Origin of the sequence: Pseudomonas sp. NPDC047961, from assembly GCF_050272435.1 — a bacterium.
In the GTDB taxonomy this organism is placed as follows: domain Bacteria; phylum Pseudomonadota; class Gammaproteobacteria; order Pseudomonadales; family Pseudomonadaceae; genus Stutzerimonas.
Genome location: NZ_JBNNMD010000002.1, coordinates 950,343 through 969,327, shown reverse-complemented (window position 1 = coordinate 969,327; position 18,985 = coordinate 950,343). Strand labels below are relative to the sequence as shown.

The following is an 18,985-nucleotide window of genomic DNA, read 5'->3' as shown; positions in this document are numbered from 1 at the left end:
ATGCAGTGTAGTTGGAGTCCTCAATTGCGTGACGGTTCGCTTGTTTTTCCGCGAGCCGGGCTGTCCGTCAGGCGGTCTGCACCTGGTTGCGACCGTTATGCTTGGCGGCATAAAGCGCCTGGTCGGCCAGTTCGAGCATGGCGCCCGCGCCGAAGTGGCCGTTGGTTTCGCTGATCCCGGCGCTGAGCGACACGCTGAAGGTGCGCGCGCCGGCGTGGAAGCTCAAGGCGGCGAAACGCAGGCGGATCTCGTCGAAAATCCGCTTGGCCTGTTCCGCTGGGCAGTCCGGTAGTACCGCGACGAACTCCTCGCCACCGTAACGGCCGATGCTGTCGATGCGGCGCAGCCGTTGGCGCATCAGGTTGGCCAGTGAGCGGATGACGTTGTCCCCTGCAGCATGCCCATACTGGTCGTTGACCTGCTTGAAGTGATCGAGGTCGAGCATCACCACGCTGGTGGGTTTGCCACTGCGTTGCGCGCGTTCCACTTCCAGCGCGACCTGTTCCTTGATATCGGCGTGCTTGAGTAGACCGGTGAGGCTGTCACGCGACAATGCCATGCTCAGCGCGCGCGCACGCTGCACGCGGGAGAACACGGCGGCGGTCAGCGCGTTGTCACTGATGGGTTTGGTGATGAAATCATCGCCGGCCTTGAGCAGGGCGGCCATCTGCCGGTTGATATCGGTTTCAGCCGACAGGTAGATGATGGGCACCCGCAGCCACTCGTCATTCAGGCGAATCATCTGTGCCAGCTCGATTCCGGTGAAGTCCGGCATGTTCATGTCGAGCAGGACCATTTCCGGATCGAATTCGCGCATCACCTCGAACAGCTGACTGGGGTCGCTCAAGGTCCGCACAAGCATCTGCGAGTTACGCAGCACCAAGCTGTAACGCGCTGAAAGGTCGTCATCATCATCGACAATCAGCACCCGATATGGCTCGTTCAGCTGCAGGTTGAGGATATTTTCCAGGCTGTTCTCCAGCTGGGTGATATCTACTGGCCGGACGAAAAAGCCTTTAGCCCCGGCTCGCACAGCCGCCAGCTGACTGCCGAAATCAGCTCGGTGACCAATGACCTGCAGCGGCAACGGCACCTCCAGGCTCTGCTGCAGTGCACTGACGGCAGCCAGTTCGCCATCGTGCTGGCTAACGATCAGGGCGTCGGGCAGCTGGCCCTGGACAGCGCTTTGCAACAGCGAGATTTCAGGGAATAGCAACACTTCGTAACCGAAGTTACCCAGGGTCTGGCACATGTTCTGGCCGGCCTCGAAGTCGCTTTCGAGCAGATAGATCCGGCACCCGGCTGGTAGCGCGTCTGACGTGCCGCTATGCAGCTCGGGATGCGGGCCGGCCCCCCCGGCGCGCCCGGTGGCTGCCATTTGCTGAACCGCCCGGACAAACGCAGAAAGCGCCTGACCGCTGGGCTTGGCCGCCTCCAGCCAGCGCTCTGCGCGTCGTTCGAGCAACCGCGACTGCTCGCCCAGCGTGGTGAAACCAAAGGTGCCCGCTGTACCTGCCAGACGGTGCAACCGTTCAAGCAGGGCGAGCATCAGCTGGCGCCGCTGTTCCTGTTCGCGAACGGACTGCAGCTGCTCGGCGTATTGCTCGAGCGCCTCCAGTTCCTCGCTCAAGCGTTCAGCAAACTTTTCGTTGAGTGCCTGCAGTTGGCGTTGCAGCGCTTCGTTAGCGCCCTCATTCATGCTCGGCATTCCATATTTCGTTCAGTCGTGTCGCCAGTTGGAGTGGATCGAAAGGTTTATGCAGCACTTTGCGCACGCCCAGACGCTGCAGTTCTTCGGGGTCCGCCGGGTCGTCCGGCTGGCCGGTCAGGAGCACCACGGGGGTTTGCTGCAGGTCGATCAGTGACGCGAGTTGGCGCAACAACTCGATGCCGCTGATCTGCGGCAGCATCACGTCGAGCAAAATCATGTCCGGCTTGAATCCGGGCGCCTGCTGCAGCGCTTCCTGTGCGGAGGCGCAGCTGAGCACCTCGAAACCGCCCAGTTTCTCCAGCACGATGCGGGTCACCACTTGAATAGAGGGGACGTCCTCAACATGCAAAATACGCAGCAAGGGCTTCAAGGGCCGGCCCCATTCAGCGTATGGCAGGGCAACTCGAACCAAAAGCAGGCCCCGGCGCCGGGCGTCGAGTCGAAGCCGATCTCGCCATCCATGTGCTCGATCAGCTCCTTGCTGATAGCCAGGCCCAGTCCGGTACCGCCTTGCTGCCGCGTATCGGACGAATCGGCCTGGGCGAACTTGCTAAAAATTCGTTCGCGAAATGCTTCGGTGATGCCGGGCCCCTCGTCGCAGATGCTCACTCGGACCCGTTGCGGGGCGACCAGTCGGGCGCTCATGGCGACGGTTTCACCAGACGGGGAATACTTCGCGGCGTTGGATAGCAGGTTGCTCAGCACCTGTTCCAGGCGCATCGCATCGACAGTGATCGACACGGCAGGGCAATCACCCAGCGCGATGCCCACCGCATGGCTTTCTGCATAACCCTGATTGCTGCGCAATGCCTGCTCAAGCAAGGGTTGCAAGGGCTGCGTCCGCAACTCGAAACGCATCTTGCCGGCATACAGCTTGTCGATGTCCAACAGGTCATCGATCAGTGTGCTCAACCGTTTGCTGTTCTGGTGCGCGATGTCCAGAAGCTCCTGCAAATGTTCGGGCACCGCGCCCATGACCTGGCCACAAATCAGTCCGAGCGAGGCCGTAATGGAGGTCAGCGGTGTGCGCAACTCATGGCTGACGGTCGAGACGAAGTCCCGCTGCAGGATCTCGATCTGCTTGCGCTCGGTGATGTCGTGCAGCACGACCACCGCACCGTTCTGCTGACCGTTCGAGGCGTACATCGGATCGGCGTTGGCCAGCACGTAGCGGGGGATGCCCTCCAGCACGATGGTCATCTCTAAGTTGCGGATATGCTCGCCGCGTAAGGCGCGCATCAGCGGAACTTCCTCAGGCTTCATCTGCGTGACGCCGTCGGCATGATAGAGGTGATAGATGGCCGGCCATTGTTCCGGCGGCATTTGCTGAGCATCGAGCCCGTGCCAGCGGCGGGCAGTGTGGTTGAACAAGGTGAGGTTGCAGTCGGCGTCGCAGGCCACCACCGCTTCGGACAGTGCTTCAAGCAGGCGTCGATTCATTTCCTGCTGCTTGTCCAGCTCCAACTGCTCGGCCTTGCGCTCGGTGATATCCGTCACCAGCCCGTGCCAAAGCACCGAACCGTCCGGTTGACGCATGGGCGTGGCGCGGGCTTCTACCCAGATCAGGCCCTTGCGAGGGTGGTCGATCCGGTGTTCGAAGTGCCACGGGGTGAGGGTCGAGGCGGCATGTCGGATGCTCGCCAGCACATGCTCGCGGTCGTCGGGGTGCACGCGGGCGTAGACCGGCCCGATACTGGGCTCCATTTCGGCAGCGCTCAGGCCGTAGATGTCCTCGACGCCCTCACTGAGGTACGGGAACGAACTGTTGCCGTCGGGTCGCCAGCAGAACTGGAACAGCATGCCGGGCACTTGCGCCGCGATCTGCTGCAGGCGCAACTGCAGGTGCTCCTGGTGGGCCAGGTCATAGGCGCTGACGATGTAGCCGCGCAACAGCTCGCGCTCATCGTGGATCGCCGAGACATTCAGGAGCACCGGAACGCCGCTGCCGTTGCGATGCTGCAGACGCCACTCGCGCATTTCGCGTCGGCCTTCGAGCAGCGGTGCGGTGAGAACGGCGAATCCCGGCTCGATGGGTTCGCCAAGCGCATTGCCGAGAATGGTTGCGCGGCGCTGCAGCGCCTCCTGCGGAAACAGTGCTGAAGTCAGCGGGTGTCCGATCAGCATCTGCTCGGAATAGCCGAACAGACGCTCGGCGGTGGGGTTGACACCCGATACGTGTCCGTCGGCTGTCGTCACCAACATCGCGCTTGCGGCGCTGTTGAGCAAAGCCTGCTGCAGCGCGGCTTGCTCGGCATAGCGGTGAGCCTGAAGGCGCTCTTCGAACAGTCGCATTATCTGCCGACTGAGCCTTACCAGTGCGCCGCGTTGCGCTTCGTCAAGCTGTCGCGGCTGCCGGTCGATGACGCAGAGAGTGCCGAGGTTGTAGCCGTCCGGCGAGGTCAGCGGCGCCCCGGCATAGAAGCGGATGTTCGGGTTGCCGGTGACCAGCGGGTTATCACAAAAACGCGTGTCTCGCTGTGCATCCTCGACTTCGAAGAGGCCCTGGCCTTCGATGGTATAGGTGCAGAACGACAGCTCTCGCGGGGTTTCGCTGACATCGAGGCCGAGGCGGCTCTTGAACCACTGGCGATGGTCGTCGACCAGCGAGATCAACGCGATGGGGGTGCCGCAGATATAGGCAGCCAGTTGGGTGAAATCGTCGAAGGCAGACTCGTCAGGCGTGTCGAGAATCTCGTAGCGCAGCAACGCGGCGAGTCTGGACAGCTCGCGGGGCGGGGAGGGTGCCGGTATCGATTTCGATGACTCCATCTGGCTGAGCTCTCTCGGATTCAGGGGCAACGGCTTATTCGCCGCTGGCATCCCAGATCGCCTGGATCTGGCTAGCCAGGCGCATCGGATCGAAAGGTTTGACGATGACATCGCGCGCGCCGAGCTTGCGCAGGTGCTCAATCTCGCTTGGTTGGACCTTGGCAGTCATAAACACCACCGGAACCTGAGCCAGATCGATCCGCTCGCTAAGCCTGGTGAGGGTCTCGGGGCCACCCATCCCAGGCATCATCACATCCAAGAGGACGAACTGCGGGGCGAAGGCTTCCACCTCTTCGAGCGCCTGGTGGCCGGACGAGCAGGACTGCACCTGATAGCCGCCGATCGCCTCCAGCGAGACCTTGACGACAGCCTGGATGGACGGATCGTCCTCGACATGCAGAATCCGTTTCAGCTCGCTCATGCGGGATCTCCAACAAAGCGTGCCTGGCGCGCTCGGAAATGAACAGTTTGCCAGCTTGCTCGTCGGCTGACTCGGCACACTAGAAAAATAGTCGGCTAACCGGGTTCTTGCACAGGCAGTTCGAACCAGAAGCACGCCCCCTGTTCCAGCTCCGAATCGAAACCGATGCAACCGTTCATGTGCTCGATCAACTCTTTGCTGATGGCCAGGCCGAGGCCGGTACCGCCTTTCTGGCGGGTATCGGAAGAGTCCGCCTGGGAAAACTTCTGGAAAATTCGCTGCCGGAAGCTCAGTGGAACGCCGGGGCCGACGTCGTCAACGCTTACGCGGATGTTACCGCCGCGCCGCTGGCTGCTTAAGGTGACGACTGCACCAGCTGGGGAGAATTTCGCCGCATTGGAGAGCAGGTTCGCCAGGACCTGCTGCAGACGGTGCGCGTCCACTGTCACGGTTGCCACGGCTCGCTCGCCCAGCTCGATACGGACCCCGAGCTGTTCGGCATAGGCCTGGTTCGAGCGCAATGCGTCTTCCAACAGCGGAGCCAGAGACTGCGACTGCAGTTGGAAAGTCATGTGCCCGGCTATCAGCTTCTCCATATCCAGCAGGTCTCCGATGAGTAATCCGAGACGCTGGCTGTTCTGTTGGGCGATGCCGAGCATCTGTCTCATGGCCGGCGGAGCCTCGCCAACAGCGCCACCGAGTATCAGGCCCAGTGCGCCGGAAATCGAAGTCAGCGGCGTGCGCAGTTCGTGGCTGACAATAGAGACGAACTCGCTCTTCATCCGATCGACTCGCTTGCGTTCGGTGATGTCGCGCACCAGACCAATGAACTTGCGTTCCCCGCGGTGACTGATTTCCGAAACACGCAGTTCGATGGTGAATAGTTCGCCATTGCGGCGCACCGCCTGCAGTTCGCGGTTCTGCTCCAGGCTGCGGCCCTCCCCGCGTCTTTCGTAGTCCTGTAGATGACCATCATGAGCGGCGCGATGGGGTTCGGGCATGAGAATGGACAGGTTGCGCCCAAGCACGTCCTCCTCGCTGTAACCGAAGATGCGTTCCGCGGCGTGGTTGAAGGTCTCGATCAAGCCGCGCTGGTTGATGATGATGATGGCGTCGATGACATTGGCGATCAGCAGGCGCACGTAGCTCTCGCGCTCATGGGCTTCGCGCTCGGCCAATGCGCGGGCGGTGACGTCGCCGATGAAACCGTCGTACCACTGCACCCGGCCATCGGCGTCGCGCAGCGCGCGTCGGTTCTCTTGCACCCAGAGCGTTTCACCGCGGGCGTTGATCAGTCGGTAGGTGCGCTCGAACGGGTCCGCGCCATCGTCCTCTAGACTCGTGCGGTCTTCAGGGTGAATCAGGCTGCTGTACTGGCGTGTGCCTGGCGCTACGAAGTCGCTGGCGGGGTAACCGGTCAGGCGTTCGATGCCGTCGCTCAGGTAACTGAGGGTCCGTTCGGTATCGACGCCGCGGCGGTAGACCACGCCCGGCAGGTTGCTGACCATGCTGCGGAAGCGGCTTTCGCTCTCACGCAAGGCGAGCGTCGCGCTCATCAGTGGGGTGATGTCAGCGATGAATCCATGCCAGAGGACGGACCCGTCGCGCAGGCGCTCGGCGTTTGCGCGCACTTCAACCCAGATCAGTCCCTTGCTTGGATGTCTGATGCGGTGGCGCGTAGCGCCACTGCCCAAGACGGCTGCCGAGCGTTCGATCGCGGCTCTGAGGTTGGGGCGGTCAGGGTCATACACGGCGGCGAAGGCAATGTTGGCGTTGTCGACCAGCTGTTCCGGGCTGATCCCGTACAGTTCGCGTGCACCTTCGCTGGCATAAAGGAAGCTGTAGCTGCCGTCGCCGGAGCGCTTCAGCTGGTAGACCATGCCCGGCAGCAGGCTGGTAATTTTCTGGCCGCGTTCGAGCAGGCGACGGCGGGCGCGCTCCTGCTGTGTGGAACGGATCTGGTGAAGACGTTGCACAATGCCGCGGCGGTGCAGCATGAACCCCAGCATGAGCAACAATGCTTCGGCGATGAGCCACGCCAGGCCCCATTTCAAGAGCAGGCGGCGTTCAGCCTGTTGCTGCTCACGAAGTGCCAGGGTGATGTCGCGCCAGACCAGCGCAACCGCCATGGGCAAGCGACCGGGACTGTATTCAGCCCGGACGTCATGCAGCGGAATCTGGTTGAGCAAAAAGCTGCGGCCGTTTGATTCAAGCATGCGCAGGGCTTGCCCCGCTTCGGGTGCCGGGAGCGACTGCTGCTCTGCCCATTGCAGGATCTGGGGTGCCGAGTGGGTATCGAGCAACCAACCGCTTAGGCCCTCGAGCTGGATGCCGACCGGGCGCGCCCAGAGCATTTCCTCCAGTTCGGCACGGTTGACCAGCAGACCGAGACCGGCATTCAGCTGATCGCCGAGTTCGGGCAGATCCGGAAGAATCTCGAACCCCACCTCCAGAGCACCGATCACTTCGCTTTCAGGGCTGCTGCTGGCGCGTATCGGTACGATCGCCCGGTTGCCTGCGCTGTGTTGGCCGATGTCCAGTCCAGAGACGGTCTGTCCTTGGGATAACGCCTTGTAGAGCAACGGCCTGCGATCGGCCACTGCATCACCAAAGGCTTCCAGGTCCTGCATGCGCAGCAGCGCGATCCCGGCCTCGCCCCAGTAGAGTTGCAATTGACGGGCACCGTGCGCCTGCATCGCTGTCCAGGTCGGCATCAGCGACTGGGTCAGTTGCTGGCGAATGCGCGTCATGCGCGGGCCGTGCCACTGAGCTCCTGCTTTGATGGCACGGTCCGCTTGGCGTACCAGGCGCAAGGTTTCGGGGCTGGCGCTGAGCGTCCGGGCTATCAACCGGGCCTGTTTTTCCAGACCCTGCTGGGCGCTGCGCAAGGCCATGGCCTGCAGCTCGCCCTGTTGCTCGGTCTGCAACGACCAGACGGTATCCCTAGCCTGAAAGCCGTTGAAGGCCAGGCCGCCGAACAGCAAGGCCAGCAGCAGGCTGCCGACGCCGAGTAACCATCGAGGACTGGTGGGATGGGGAAGGGGGCTCATGGCTCTGTTCGGGGCAATCATCGGCACCGCCTCGCGCGGCTCTGCGTAGGGCAGAACGTCCAAGGCGGACGAAGGAAAAGTGATGGCTATATGCTATCTCGAAAGCGCCGTCCCTTGCTCCCCTGTATATCGGCCGTGAAGGCTGTTCTGTTAGACCCTGAAACGAAAAAGACGCGCCGAACGACAGGCGGCGGCTCAGCCAGCCAGGCAGGGTGGATAATGCAATCAGGTCCGCGGCTGCGGATCGGCTTTCTACACCGCGAGGCAGCGACACTATGTGGTACACCGGTTTTCTCAACCTTTCCGCCTGGCAGGTCGTTGCGACCACTCTTATTCTTACCCATGTCACCATCGTTGCGGTCACCGTTTATCTGCATCGTTACTCCGCTCACCGCTCACTTGAGTTGAATGCGGGGCTCAAGCATTTTTTCCGCTTCTGGTTGTGGCTGACCACGGCGATGAATACCCGCGAATGGACTGCCATCCATCGCAAGCATCACGCCAAATGTGAAACCCCGGATGATCCGCACAGCCCGGTGCAGAAGGGGCTGGGCACCGTGTTGCGTCGCGGCGCCGAGTTGTACATGGAAGAGGCGAAGAATGAGGAGACCCTGCGGATCTACGGGAAGAATTGCCCGGACGATTGGATCGAGCGCAACCTGTATTCCCGCTTTCCCAACCTCGGCATCGTGCTGATGCTCGGCCTCGACCTGGCGCTGTTCGGCGTGATCGGCCTGACGGTCTGGGCTGTGCAGATGATCTGGATTCCGCTGTGGGCTGCGGGTGTGGTGAACGGGTTGGGGCATGCGGTGGGCTATCGCAATTTCGAATGCCGCGATGCCGCGACCAATCTGGTGCCCTGGGGCATCCTCATCGGTGGCGAGGAGCTGCACAACAACCATCACACCTACCCGAACTCGGCCAAGCTCTCGGTGCGCAAGTGGGAGTTCGACATGGGCTGGGCCTGGATCAAGCTGTTCAGTCTGCTCGGCCTGGCCAAGGTCAACCGCACGGCGCCCATTGCCCACCGCGTCACGCCCAAGCATCAGCTGGACATGGACAGCGCCATGGCCATTCTCAACAACCGTTTCCAGATCATGGCGCAGTACCGCAAGCTGGTGATCAAGCCGTTGGTTCAGCTCGAATTGCAGCGTGCCGATGCCTCCATGCGGCATCAGTTCCGCCGTGCCAAGCGGTTGCTGTCGCGTGAGCCGAGCCTGTTGCAGGATGAGCAGCAGGCGCATATCGAGGTGATCCTGGAGCAGAGTCAGTCGTTGCGGGTGATCTACGAGCAGCGCCTGGCCCTGCAACAGATCTGGAACCGCACCAGTGCCAACGGCCACGACATGCTGGCCGCGATCAAGCAGTGGGTCCAAGACGCCGAAGCCAGCGGTATTCAGTCGTTGCGTGAATTCGCCGAGCACCTCAAGACCTATTCGCTGAGACCGGCTGTCGCCCAAGCCTGACCTCTGATCGGCGCGACCTATGGCTGGCGCGCCGGCCGGAACTTTGCCTTCTTGCCACTCTCTGAACTGCATTCTGGTGCTATTGCGACAGTTACCCAGCGGGTCTCCGCCGGTGCCTGACGCCATTTTTTGGAAGCAGGTATGAATCTGGTGAAGCAGCGAAGCGACACGGGTGTCGGGATCCTTCCGCCGACCGAGGCGCAAACCCTTTTAGCGTTGATGCACGCGCGTGCCGAAGTAGAGCGCCTGAGCGAGCGCGAGCAGTTGTTTAGCACCCTGATGGGGGCTGTTAACGCGGTGCTCTGGGCATTCGATTGGCAAGCCCAGCAAATGATCTACGTCAGCCCGGCCTACGAGCAGATCTTTGGCCGCTCGGCCGCCTTGCTGCTGTCTGACTTCGGCGAGTGGCGCAATAGCATCTACCCGGACGATCTGGAGTACGCTCAGCAGAGCATGCTCGATGTGCTCGACAAGGGCGCAGTCGAAGAGCGTGAGTACCGCATCATTCGCACCGATGGTCAGCTGCGCTGGCTCAGTGATAAGTGCTTCATCGCGCGCAATGCGGACAGCACGCATGGGCCGATCATTGTCGGGATCGCCGAGGACATCACCGAAAAGAAGCAACTTGAAGGCGAGCTGCAGCGCCTGGCCACGATTGACGTCCTGACCCAGAGCAGTAACCGACGGTACTTCTTCGAATGCGCCCAGCGCGAGTTCGATCTGGCCCGGCTATACGCCACGTCCCTGGCGTTCCAGCTGCTGGACATCGATGACTTCAAGCGCATCAACGACACCCACGGTCATCAGATGGGCGATCAGGTGTTGCAGCGCGTGGCCCAGTGCGGTTCGTCGGTCTTGCGCCGGGGTGATCTGTTCGGCCGGATAGGTGGTGAGGAGTTTGCCTTGCTGCTTCCAGGTTGCCAGCCGGACCTTGCCGAACAGATCGCCGAACGCTTGCAGCGTGAAATCCAGCGACTTGTGTTCACCAGTCCCGACGGGCAGCGCTTCGGCGTCACCATCAGCCTGGGCGTGACCTACCTGAGAGCCAGCGATCCTGACCTCAGCGCCCTGTTCGCTCGCGCCGATGCGGCGATGTACACCGCCAAGCGTCTGGGTAAGAACCAGGTGATCGTCGCCTGATTCGCTATTCGAAGGGCGGAAATCCTCGCCGCGGCCGCTGGTTCGTCCCGCCGGTCGCGAACGCTGTCATTGCGTGAACTGCTGGCCTAACGCTTCCATTTCTTGCTTGAACTCATCGCATTTGGCCTGGCGTTCAGACGCTGGGACATTTGGTCTTCGCCTCACCTGCGCCGGCGTTGAAGGCTTTGCCAAACGCGGCCGCATCCATGCCTCAGCACAACCGCGTGTTTCCTGTGCGGTGGGCAAGCGATTAGAACGGGCGGCCGCGGTGTTGGCCGCACGGTCTGAGCTCTAGACCAAAACGGCTGCGCTTCAAGCACGCGAAGGTGCACTTAGGTTTTAGGGTGCCTTGCGGTAAACATCGTCGAAACGCACGTTCATCCCGCCACAGTGACTGTTGTCCGTGACGACCAGATTACCGGCAATGTATTGCATGGTAACGCTGCACTCATACTCATCACTGCCCTCGACCACCTTCAATAGATCACCCGTGGGCTGTGCCTTGCCAGCGAAGGCGCCAACGTGCACGACCCGCTCGCCGAAGCTGTTCAGCCCGCCTTGCCAAATGGCCTCGCCTTCTATGGCAAGCGGGCCGGCAGGCGAGGGATGGGTGATGACGATGCTGTTGCCACCTGCAATCGGCACCCAGCGGCCGATCCAATCGTTAAGAGTGGGTATGGGTGCCGAGGCTTCAACGTCGAGGTTGCGCGTCGGCAGCCAGCCGACGAACTCGCGTGTCTCGGCGAAGTACCAGACGCAGGCCCAGCCGTCCGCCTGTTTGCCAACCAGAAGCCTGTCGCCATCCACGAGATAGGCGTTCTGCAGGCAGGACGCTTTGTCCGGGCAGCCGGGGGCATCGTCCCTGAAGTGGACCTGTGCGCCTGTATCGGCGGTTACTTCGGCGTGGCGCACCTGACCGGCAAACGCCGGGAAGAAGCCGTTGCGGCACGAATAGGCCTCGATAGCCTGCGCGGACGGCGCCATCAGCACACCCAGCAGAATGGCTCCGAAACGCATGGCGGCGACTCCTGCCGTAATCGCTACGCCGAGGCGCGGCTCGATGCAGCGGGCTGTTGTTGAGTGATGCAGTGGATGTTGCCACCGCCAAGCAGGATTTCGCGACCCGGCACCATGACCACCTGATGCTGCGGAAATAGCCGGCTGAGGATAGCTTCGGCTTCGGCGTCGAGCGGATCGTCGAACGAGGGCGCGATGATGCCGCCGTTGACGATCAGGAAGTTCACATAGCTGCCGGCCAGGCGAATCGATGGGTCGCGCGGCTGGCTGCCAACCAGCGGGACCACACCGGCACACTCCTCGTCGGTGGCATGCAGGGGCCCCGGTATCGGCATCTTGTGCACGATCAGCTGACGGTCCCAGGCGTCCGTCGCCGCCTCCAGCACCTGCATCGCGGCTTGGCAGCGTTCGTAGTTGGGGTTGTCGCGGTCGTCCGTCCAGGCCAGTAGCACTTCGCCTGGGCGGACGAAACAGCAAAAGTTATCCACGTGTCCGTCGGTTTCATCGTTGAACAGGCCGTGCGGCAGCCAGATGACCTTGTCGATCGCCAGGTAGTCGGACAGTACCCGCTCGATTTCTTCGCGTGACAGGTGCGGATTGCGATTGCGGTTGAGCAGGCATTCCTCGGTAGTGATCAGGGTGCCTTCACCGTCGACATGGATCGAGCCGCCTTCCAGCACGAAGCCCTCCGTGCGGTAACGGCCGCAGCGCTCGATCTCGAGGATCTTCTGCGCCACTTCGTCGTCACGCTGCCACTCGCCATACAGACCGCCTTCGAGGCCGCCCCAGGCGTTGAACGTCCAATCCACGCCACGCAGGCCGCCCTTGCCATTGATTACAAAGGTCGGGCCGGTATCGCGTACCCAGGCGTCATCGCTGCTGATTTCCACCACGCGAATTCGCGGATCGTTCAGTTGCGCACGGGCGGTCTGGTAGTGCGCGGCGGTGACGCCGACGGTCACGGGCTCGAATCGTGCGATGGCCTTGGCCACAGCAGTGAACGCGGCCTGCGCCGGTGTGGCCTGTTCGCGCCAATTGTCGGGCCGCTGCGGCCATACCATCCAGGTCTGGCTGTGCGGCGCCCATTCGGCAGGCATGTGGTAATCGTCGGCACGCGGGGTGGTGGTCAGGGTGGTCATCGTTTTACCTGTGAAAGGACAACAATCTGCGATGCGTTCGGCTTTTATCAGTTAGCGGACATCTGACCACGTGAAGCACGATTCAGCCGCAACAAAAGGAGTGCGGCTGAGTCGATTGCCGATAAAAGGCGGGTCAGGACTCCAGCGAACCGTCCAGCGTCTTGATCGGGCTGTACAGATTCGGACGGCGATCACGGAACACGCCCCAGGCGCTGCGAATGTGTTCGAGCTGATCGAGGTCGAACTCATGCACCAGCACGCCTTCGCTGGTCTCGTCCATTTCTTCGACCTTCGCGCCGAACTGATCGGCAATGAACGAGGAACCATAGAAGGTGATGTCGTAGCCGTCCTGCTCTTCGCGGCCGATGCGGTTGCTGGCAATCAGCGGCATCAGGTTGGCACCGGCGTGGCCCTGTTGTACGCGCTGCCAGTGGTCGCGCGAGGTGATGGTCGAATCGTGTGGCTCGCTGCCGATAGCTGTTGGGTAGAACAGCAGTTCGGCACCCATCAGCGCCATGCTGCGCGCAGTTTCGGGGAACCACTGGTCCCAGCAGATGGCCACGCCGATCTTGGCGTAGCGGGTGTTCCAAACTTTGAAACCGGTGTCGCCCGGGTTGAAGTAGTACTTCTCGTGGTAGCCGGGGCCGTCCGGAATGTGGCTCTTGCGGTAGACGCCGAGCACCTTGCCGTCAGCATCGATGATGGCGATCGAGTTGAAGCGCGCCCGCCCCGACAGCTCGAAGAAACTCACCGGCAGCACCACCTGCAATTCAGCGGCTACTTTCTGGAAATGCTGTACGGCCGGGTTGTCTTCCACCGAAGTGGCCAGTTGCAGATATTCCGGGTTCGGCTTCTGGCAGAAATACGGAGTCTCGAAGAGCTCCTGAATCAGGATGACTTGTGCGCCCTTGGCGGCTGCCTCGCGGACCAGCTTCTCAGCGTTGGCGATGTTCGCTTCGCGATCCCAGGAACAGGCCATCTGGGTGGCGGCGACAGAAACGATACGGGACATGGAAAACCTCGCGGATGCTGGCGTAAGGGCGGCCCTGTGGGGCGATGCGAAATCTATTCGATAATTATCTGGATTGAAAGCGCATTCGGTCAGCTTATGCCCAGGATGCTTGAATAAAAACCGATATCTATCGGCTAGATCTGGGTGCGCTTTGGCAGATAGGGCGGCAGATAGAGTGCCAGGTAGGCATCGAATACCCGCATGCCTTCTTCTGCCATGCGCGGCGTGATGCTGCCGTGCAGATGCACCGATCGCGCGTAGACCCGGTCTCCCAGTTCCAGTGCCAAGGCAAACACATCGACATCTCCGGGCAATGTCGGGAGTTCGAAATGCCTTTCAAAAAGGACCTGCATCAACCCAGCGAGTTCGATGTCGTGCTGGTGGTCGGCTTGGGTCACTTCGCTTAGCCCGTGCTGCGCGAGAATCAGCTGCCGGGCGGCTGCGTCGTGCTGATAGATGGCCAGCATGCGCTGTTCGACAAGCCGGGACAGGTCGCGCCAACAGCCCAGGCGGTCGTGATCCACCGGCTCGGCGAGGCTTGCCCGGAAGGCGGCATGCACATCAGCGGTCAAGGCATTGAGCAGCGCCGGCACGCTGGCGAAAAAGTGATAGACGGAGGAAGGCGGGATTCTGGCGTGTTCCGCCACGCTGTAGATGGAAAGGCCGGCCACGCCCTGTCCGGCCAGCAGCTCGCGTGCGGCGGCGAGAATCTGGGCGATGCGTGCCTGGCTGCTGGCGCGTGGTCGCCGTCCGGGGACAGCCTTTTGATCATCGGGCTTGGTCATGGACGGCATTGGAAGCCATGACGCGGTATGAAGCAATCGTCAGTTTCGCTTCGTCGTCTGGCCCGATGCGGGGGCTGTTCCTTCAATGAGCTAGCCTCGAGCGATCTCGGTCCGACGGCCTGTTGCTACGTCGGGCGGTTTTTTTGAGCGAATGCTGCCGATGCATGTCTCAGCTTCCTGAACGGGTCTCTGTTGGGCCTGGCCCTCAGCAGCTGCAGGAGAAGTTTCGCATTGACGACCGAGTTCCATCTGTCCGTCGCCCCGGTTGATTGTGCCCAGGAGCCCATCCACATTCCGGGGACCATCCAACCACACGGCCTGCTACTAGGCTGCACCCTGCCGGATTGGACCATCGCGCACGTTTCGGCGAACACCTCGAGCTTTTTAGCCGACGTCGACCCGCAGTCGCTGTTGGGCCGGCCGCTTGATTCCGTCTTTCCGATCGAAACAGTTCACTCCGTGCGCAATCAATTGCAGACGGCGATGCTGTCTGGCTCCGCAGAGCGTCTGGACTGCCTCGCGCTTGATGACAGCGCGCATCGCTACGACATGACGGTGCATATGGTCGACGGCCTGGCCGTGATCGAAGCAGCGCCGAGCGTGATGGGGGCAGGCGCAAACGGCGTGACGCTATTGCGAGGGCTGGCCGGTCGGTTGCGTCGGGCGCCCACTGTGCAGCGGCTGTTGACGCTCGCGGCGCAGCAAGTGCGCGCCGTTACCGGTTACGACCGGGTGATGATCTATCGTTTTCTGCCAGACGAGTCGGGTGAGGTGGTGGCCGAGGCGGTGCGGTACGGCAGCGATTCCTATCTGGGACTTCGCTATCCGGCGACCGATATTCCTGCACAGGCGCGCGAACTGTATCGGCGTCAGCCACTCAGGCTGATCCCGGACGTCAACTATCAACCGGTGCCGGTTCTGCCGGGCCGCAGTCCGGAAGGACTACCCTTGGACCTGGGATTGGCGGCGCTGCGCAGCGTGTCGCCTGTGCATGTTCAGTACCTGCGCAATATGAATGTGCGCGCCACGCTCACGGTCAGCCTGATGCGCGGGGACCAACTGTGGGGGCTGATCGCCTGCCATCACAGTGAGCCGCACTACCTGAGCGGCGCCCTCTGCTCGGCAGCCGAGCTGTTCGGCCAGATGCTTTCGCTGCAGATCGATGTGCGCGAGCAACAGCAGGAGCAGCAGCGGGTGACCGACGCGCAGCATGCGCACGATCAGCTATTGGAGGCGATGTCCCCTCGCGATACCGTATTCGAAGACCTGAACCGCTACGCGGGCATGCTGCACAGCATGATTGCGTGCGATGGCGTGGCGGTCTGGTCGAACGGTCGCCTCAACGGCGAGGGCGTACTGCCACCGGACGAAGCGGTTGGGGAACTGATCGCCTTTCTCGGGCGGAAGCCTGTGGATCGCATCTACGCAACCTCATCGCTCGCGGAGCACTTCGCGCCCGCCGCCAGCTTCGCTGATCTCGCCAGTGGTGTGCTCGCCATCCCCATTTCGCGGGTCGCGCAGGATTACCTGTTGTTCTTCCGCCGCGAAGTTATCCAGACCGTCACCTGGGGCGGCAACCCTGACAAAGCCGTGCAGCGGGATCCTGTTCGCGGAACGCTCAATCCGCGCAGCAGTTTCGAGGCCTGGCGGGAGACCGTGCGAGGCCATGCGCGCCCTTGGACCGCCAGTGAGCTGCGAGTCGCCGAAACCCTTCGGGTGGCCTTGCTGGAAGTCATTCTTCGTCGCACTGAATTGATCGCTTCGGAACGTCAACAGGCGCAAGACAGCCAGTCTCTGCTGATTGCCGAACTCAATCATCGGGTCAAGAACGTTCTCAGCCTGGTACTCGCTACCACGCGTCAGAGTGCTCAACAGGCGACCTCGGTGGAGGAATTCACCCAAGAGGTAGAGCGACGCATCCAGGCACTCGCCAGCGCGCACGATCAGATCAACGCACCTGCTGGCGCCTCGACGCAACTGCGTGCGTTGCTCGAATCCGAAGCCCGAGCTTGGAACGGCCGCGACGAACTGGACGAGCGCATCCACTTAGCCGGTCGCGCGGTAGCGCTGGATGTGCGGGGCTATCAAACCCTGGCACTGGTGCTTCACGAGCTGATGACCAACGCCGCAAAGTACGGCGCGCTGAGCGTGCCCGAGGGCCAGCTGACTGTAAGTTGGCAGCTTGTGGAGGGCCGGGGGCTGGAGCTGGAGTGGAATGAAAGCGGCGGGCCAGAGGTGAAGCCACCGACTCGACGCGGCTTCGGGAGCATCGTCACCGAGCGCACCGTTCCCTTCGAACTGCAGGGGGACGCGCGGGTGGAGTTCCGACCGGAAGGGCTGTTCGCCAGATTCCGCATTCCACCTCAGCATGTATCGCTGGGCACCGAGCAACCTCAGACGGACCTGGTCAAGGCACGCCCGGCAAGCCCCATCGCCGGTCTCAGGTTGTTGCTGGTCGAAGACAGCATGATGATTGCCCTCGACGCGCAGACCATGCTCGAAGACGCCGGCGTCCAGGTGGAAATCGCCGGCTCGCTGGTCGATGCGCGGCGCGCTTTGCGGCTCGATCCGTTCGATCTGGTAGTGCTGGACGTCAATCTGGCCGGGGAAACCAGCCTGGGTATTGCCGCCGAGCTTGAAGCCGAGCAGCACCCTTTCCTGTTCGCCACCGGTTATGGCGCCCGTACCGCAATCCCGGAGCGCTTCGATCAGGTTCCGGTCGTGACCAAACCCTACAACCTCAGCGCCTTAGGCTACGCCATCGGGCAACTGCCAGGACTCGGGCGTCCCCGTGAGCGATCTCCGTTGACCGAAAATCGTGGCGCGTGACCTTGCGTTAGGTTGGGCCGGTTAGATTTTTTACTGATGGCGGTGTAGATGGCAGCGGGGTTACCCGATCACAGCAGCGCTTCCTTGGGCGGCTGAGAGCCCCGCACGCGATGGTGCGGGGCGTGGTATCAGACGGTGTGCAGGTACCAGTTGTATTCCAGGTCTGAGATCGAGTGTTCGAATTCTTCCAGCTCGCTTTCCTTGCAGGCCACGAAAATGTCGGTGTACTGCGGGCTGATGTAGCGCGCCATGATCTCGCTGTCATCCAGCTCGCGCAGGGCATCGCGCAGGTTGGAGGGAAGGCTCGGCTCGACCTGCTCGTAGGAATTGCCCTCGATCGGCTCGTCCGGCGCGATTTTGTTGGTCAGACCGTGGTGAATGCCGGCAAGCACGCTGGCCAGTAGTAGATAGGGGTTGGCGTCGGCGCCGGCAACCCGGTGTTCGATGCGTACGGCATCGGGGCTGTCGGTCGGGACGCGCAGCGCCACAGTGCGGTTGTCCAGGCCCCAGCAAGGTGCGTTCGGCACGTAGAACTGGGCACCGAAGCGGCGATAGGAGTTCACGTTGGGGCAGAGGAAAGCCATCGAGGCGGCCATGGTCTGCTGAATGCCGCCGATGGCGTGGCGCAGCGTTTCGCTTTCCAGCGGATTGCTGGTGGCGAAAATATTGTTGCCGTTCTTGTCCAGCAGCGAGATATGCACGTGTAGCCCGTTGCCGGCCTGGCCCGGGTAGGGCTTGGCCATGAAGGTCGTATCCATTTCATGGTCGTAAGCGATGTTTTTGATCAACCGCTTGAGCAACACGGCGTAGTCGCAAGCCTTGATCGGGTCGGCGACGTGATGAAGGTTGACCTCGAACTGCGCCGGGGCGCTTTCCTTGACGATGGCATCGGCTGGAATGCCCTGTTCCTTGGCGCCTTCGAGCACGTCCTGCAGACAGTCGACATACTCGTCCAGATCGTCGATCAGGTAGACCTGGGTGGAGTGGGGGCGTTTGCCTGAGATAGGCGAGCGCGGCGGTTGCGGGCGACCGTTCACGTTTTCCTGGTCTATCAGGTAGAACTCCAGCTCGAACGCGGCGCAGATGGTCAGGCCCAGTTCATCGAACTTGCTCACTACCTGACGCAGCACTTCTCGTGGATCGGCGAAGAATGGCGAGCCGTCACGCTCGTGCATGGTCATCAACAGCTGGGCGGTGGGGCGTTTCTGCCAAGGCTCGTTGCTGAGCGTGTTGGGAATGGGGAAACAGGTCCTGTCGGAGTCACCAATGTCCATTCCGAGGCCGGAGCTCTCCACGGTGATGCCATTGATGTCGAGGGCGAACAGCGAGGCCGGCAGGTTGATGCCTTTTTCATACACTTTGTGCAGGCTGGCGCGCTCGATGCGCTTGCCCCGGACGACACCGTTCATGTCTGCGATCAGCAGGTCGACGTACTGGACCTCCGGGTGTTCCTTTAGAAATGCGTTCGCTTCGTTGAGCTGAACGGCACGCGGCGGCGGAAGCATGATGAAGCACCTTAATTGTTAAAAATTTCAATCATCAAACAGCTTGTCTTGGAGTCAATCGAAAAGCCCTGCTGCTGTCAATAGTGCCCCGAAATGCCTCTTCGAGGCCCACAGTGGGCGTTTTCGGGGCAGTCCGGAGAA

At 61.8% G+C, this 18,985-nt stretch carries 13 protein-coding genes; 3 read left to right on the top strand and 10 right to left on the bottom strand.

Translation table 11 applies throughout. The features are described from left to right. Nucleotides 1–67: 67 nt before the first annotated feature. The 5 genes from ACQKIK_RS10635 to ACQKIK_RS10615 all read right to left on the bottom strand — a co-directional run bounded on the left by ACQKIK_RS10635 (nucleotide 68) and on the right by ACQKIK_RS10615 (nucleotide 7,951). Nucleotides 68–1,699 carry a diguanylate cyclase gene (locus tag ACQKIK_RS10635; RefSeq protein WP_463309412.1) on the bottom strand — a complete coding sequence of 544 codons (1,632 nt, stop codon included), beginning with the start codon at nucleotides 1,697–1,699 and terminating at the stop codon, nucleotides 68–70. Then, the gene (locus tag ACQKIK_RS10630) at nucleotides 1,692–2,081 is read right to left on the bottom strand and encodes a response regulator (protein ID WP_463309411.1); all 390 of its coding nucleotides are present in this window, start codon (nucleotides 2,079–2,081) and stop codon (nucleotides 1,692–1,694) included. Before ACQKIK_RS10630 ends, ACQKIK_RS10635 begins: the two co-directional genes overlap by 8 nt. Beyond that, entirely contained in the window at nucleotides 2,078–4,480 is a 2,403-nt protein-coding gene (locus ACQKIK_RS10625; RefSeq protein WP_463309410.1) for a PAS domain S-box protein, read from the bottom strand. The genes ACQKIK_RS10630 and ACQKIK_RS10625 overlap by 4 nt, the downstream gene beginning before the upstream one ends. A gap of 34 nt (nucleotides 4,481–4,514) precedes the next feature. Beyond that, a complete protein-coding gene (locus ACQKIK_RS10620) occupies nucleotides 4,515–4,901 on the bottom strand; it encodes a response regulator (RefSeq protein ID WP_463309409.1) in 387 nt (128 codons plus the stop codon). A 95-nt stretch (nucleotides 4,902–4,996) separates the two neighbouring features. Further along, nucleotides 4,997–7,951 (bottom strand): PAS domain S-box protein, encoded by a 2,955-nt coding sequence (locus ACQKIK_RS10615; protein ID WP_499135865.1) that lies wholly within the window; start codon nucleotides 7,949–7,951, stop codon nucleotides 4,997–4,999. A 275-nt stretch (nucleotides 7,952–8,226) separates the two neighbouring features. Here ACQKIK_RS10615 and desA point away from each other — a divergent pair, with 275 nt between their 5' ends. Both desA and ACQKIK_RS10605 read left to right on the top strand, forming a co-directional pair. Next, complete coding sequence (gene desA / locus ACQKIK_RS10610) at nucleotides 8,227–9,417, top strand: delta-9 fatty acid desaturase DesA (RefSeq protein ID WP_499135864.1); 1,191 nt, start codon at nucleotides 8,227–8,229, stop codon at nucleotides 9,415–9,417. Between the two features lie 141 nt (nucleotides 9,418–9,558). Next, the gene (locus tag ACQKIK_RS10605; RefSeq protein ID WP_159969519.1) at nucleotides 9,559–10,557 is read left to right on the top strand and encodes a GGDEF domain-containing protein; all 999 of its coding nucleotides are present in this window, start codon (nucleotides 9,559–9,561) and stop codon (nucleotides 10,555–10,557) included. A gap of 339 nt (nucleotides 10,558–10,896) precedes the next feature. On the opposite strand, the gene ACQKIK_RS10600 is transcribed toward ACQKIK_RS10605, so the two are convergent. From ACQKIK_RS10600 to ACQKIK_RS10585, 4 genes are all read right to left on the bottom strand, one after another. Beyond that, a complete protein-coding gene (locus ACQKIK_RS10600; RefSeq protein ID WP_463309406.1) occupies nucleotides 10,897–11,574 on the bottom strand; it encodes a hypothetical protein in 678 nt (225 codons plus the stop codon). A gap of 23 nt (nucleotides 11,575–11,597) precedes the next feature. Then, the gene (gene aguA, locus ACQKIK_RS10595) at nucleotides 11,598–12,713 is read right to left on the bottom strand and encodes an agmatine deiminase (RefSeq protein ID WP_045423196.1); all 1,116 of its coding nucleotides are present in this window, start codon (nucleotides 12,711–12,713) and stop codon (nucleotides 11,598–11,600) included. A gap of 133 nt (nucleotides 12,714–12,846) precedes the next feature. Further along, nucleotides 12,847–13,725, bottom strand: coding sequence for an N-carbamoylputrescine amidase (gene aguB, locus ACQKIK_RS10590; protein WP_499135862.1), 879 nt, complete (start codon nucleotides 13,723–13,725; stop codon nucleotides 12,847–12,849). A 134-nt stretch (nucleotides 13,726–13,859) separates the two neighbouring features. Then, nucleotides 13,860–14,510: a TetR/AcrR family transcriptional regulator gene (locus ACQKIK_RS10585; RefSeq protein ID WP_499135861.1), complete on the bottom strand. Its 651-nt coding sequence runs from the start codon at nucleotides 14,508–14,510 to the stop codon at nucleotides 13,860–13,862. 231 nt (nucleotides 14,511–14,741) lie between these two features. On the opposite strand from ACQKIK_RS10585, the gene ACQKIK_RS10580 reads away from it, so the two are divergent. Continuing rightward, entirely contained in the window at nucleotides 14,742–17,339 is a 2,598-nt protein-coding gene (locus ACQKIK_RS10580; RefSeq protein WP_499135860.1) for an HWE histidine kinase domain-containing protein, read from the top strand. A 128-nt stretch (nucleotides 17,340–17,467) separates the two neighbouring features. Here ACQKIK_RS10580 and ACQKIK_RS10575 read toward each other — a convergent pair whose 3' ends face one another. Then, nucleotides 17,468–18,844 (bottom strand): glutamine synthetase family protein, encoded by a 1,377-nt coding sequence (locus ACQKIK_RS10575; protein ID WP_045423203.1) that lies wholly within the window; start codon nucleotides 18,842–18,844, stop codon nucleotides 17,468–17,470. Nucleotides 18,845–18,985 lie beyond the last annotated feature (141 nt).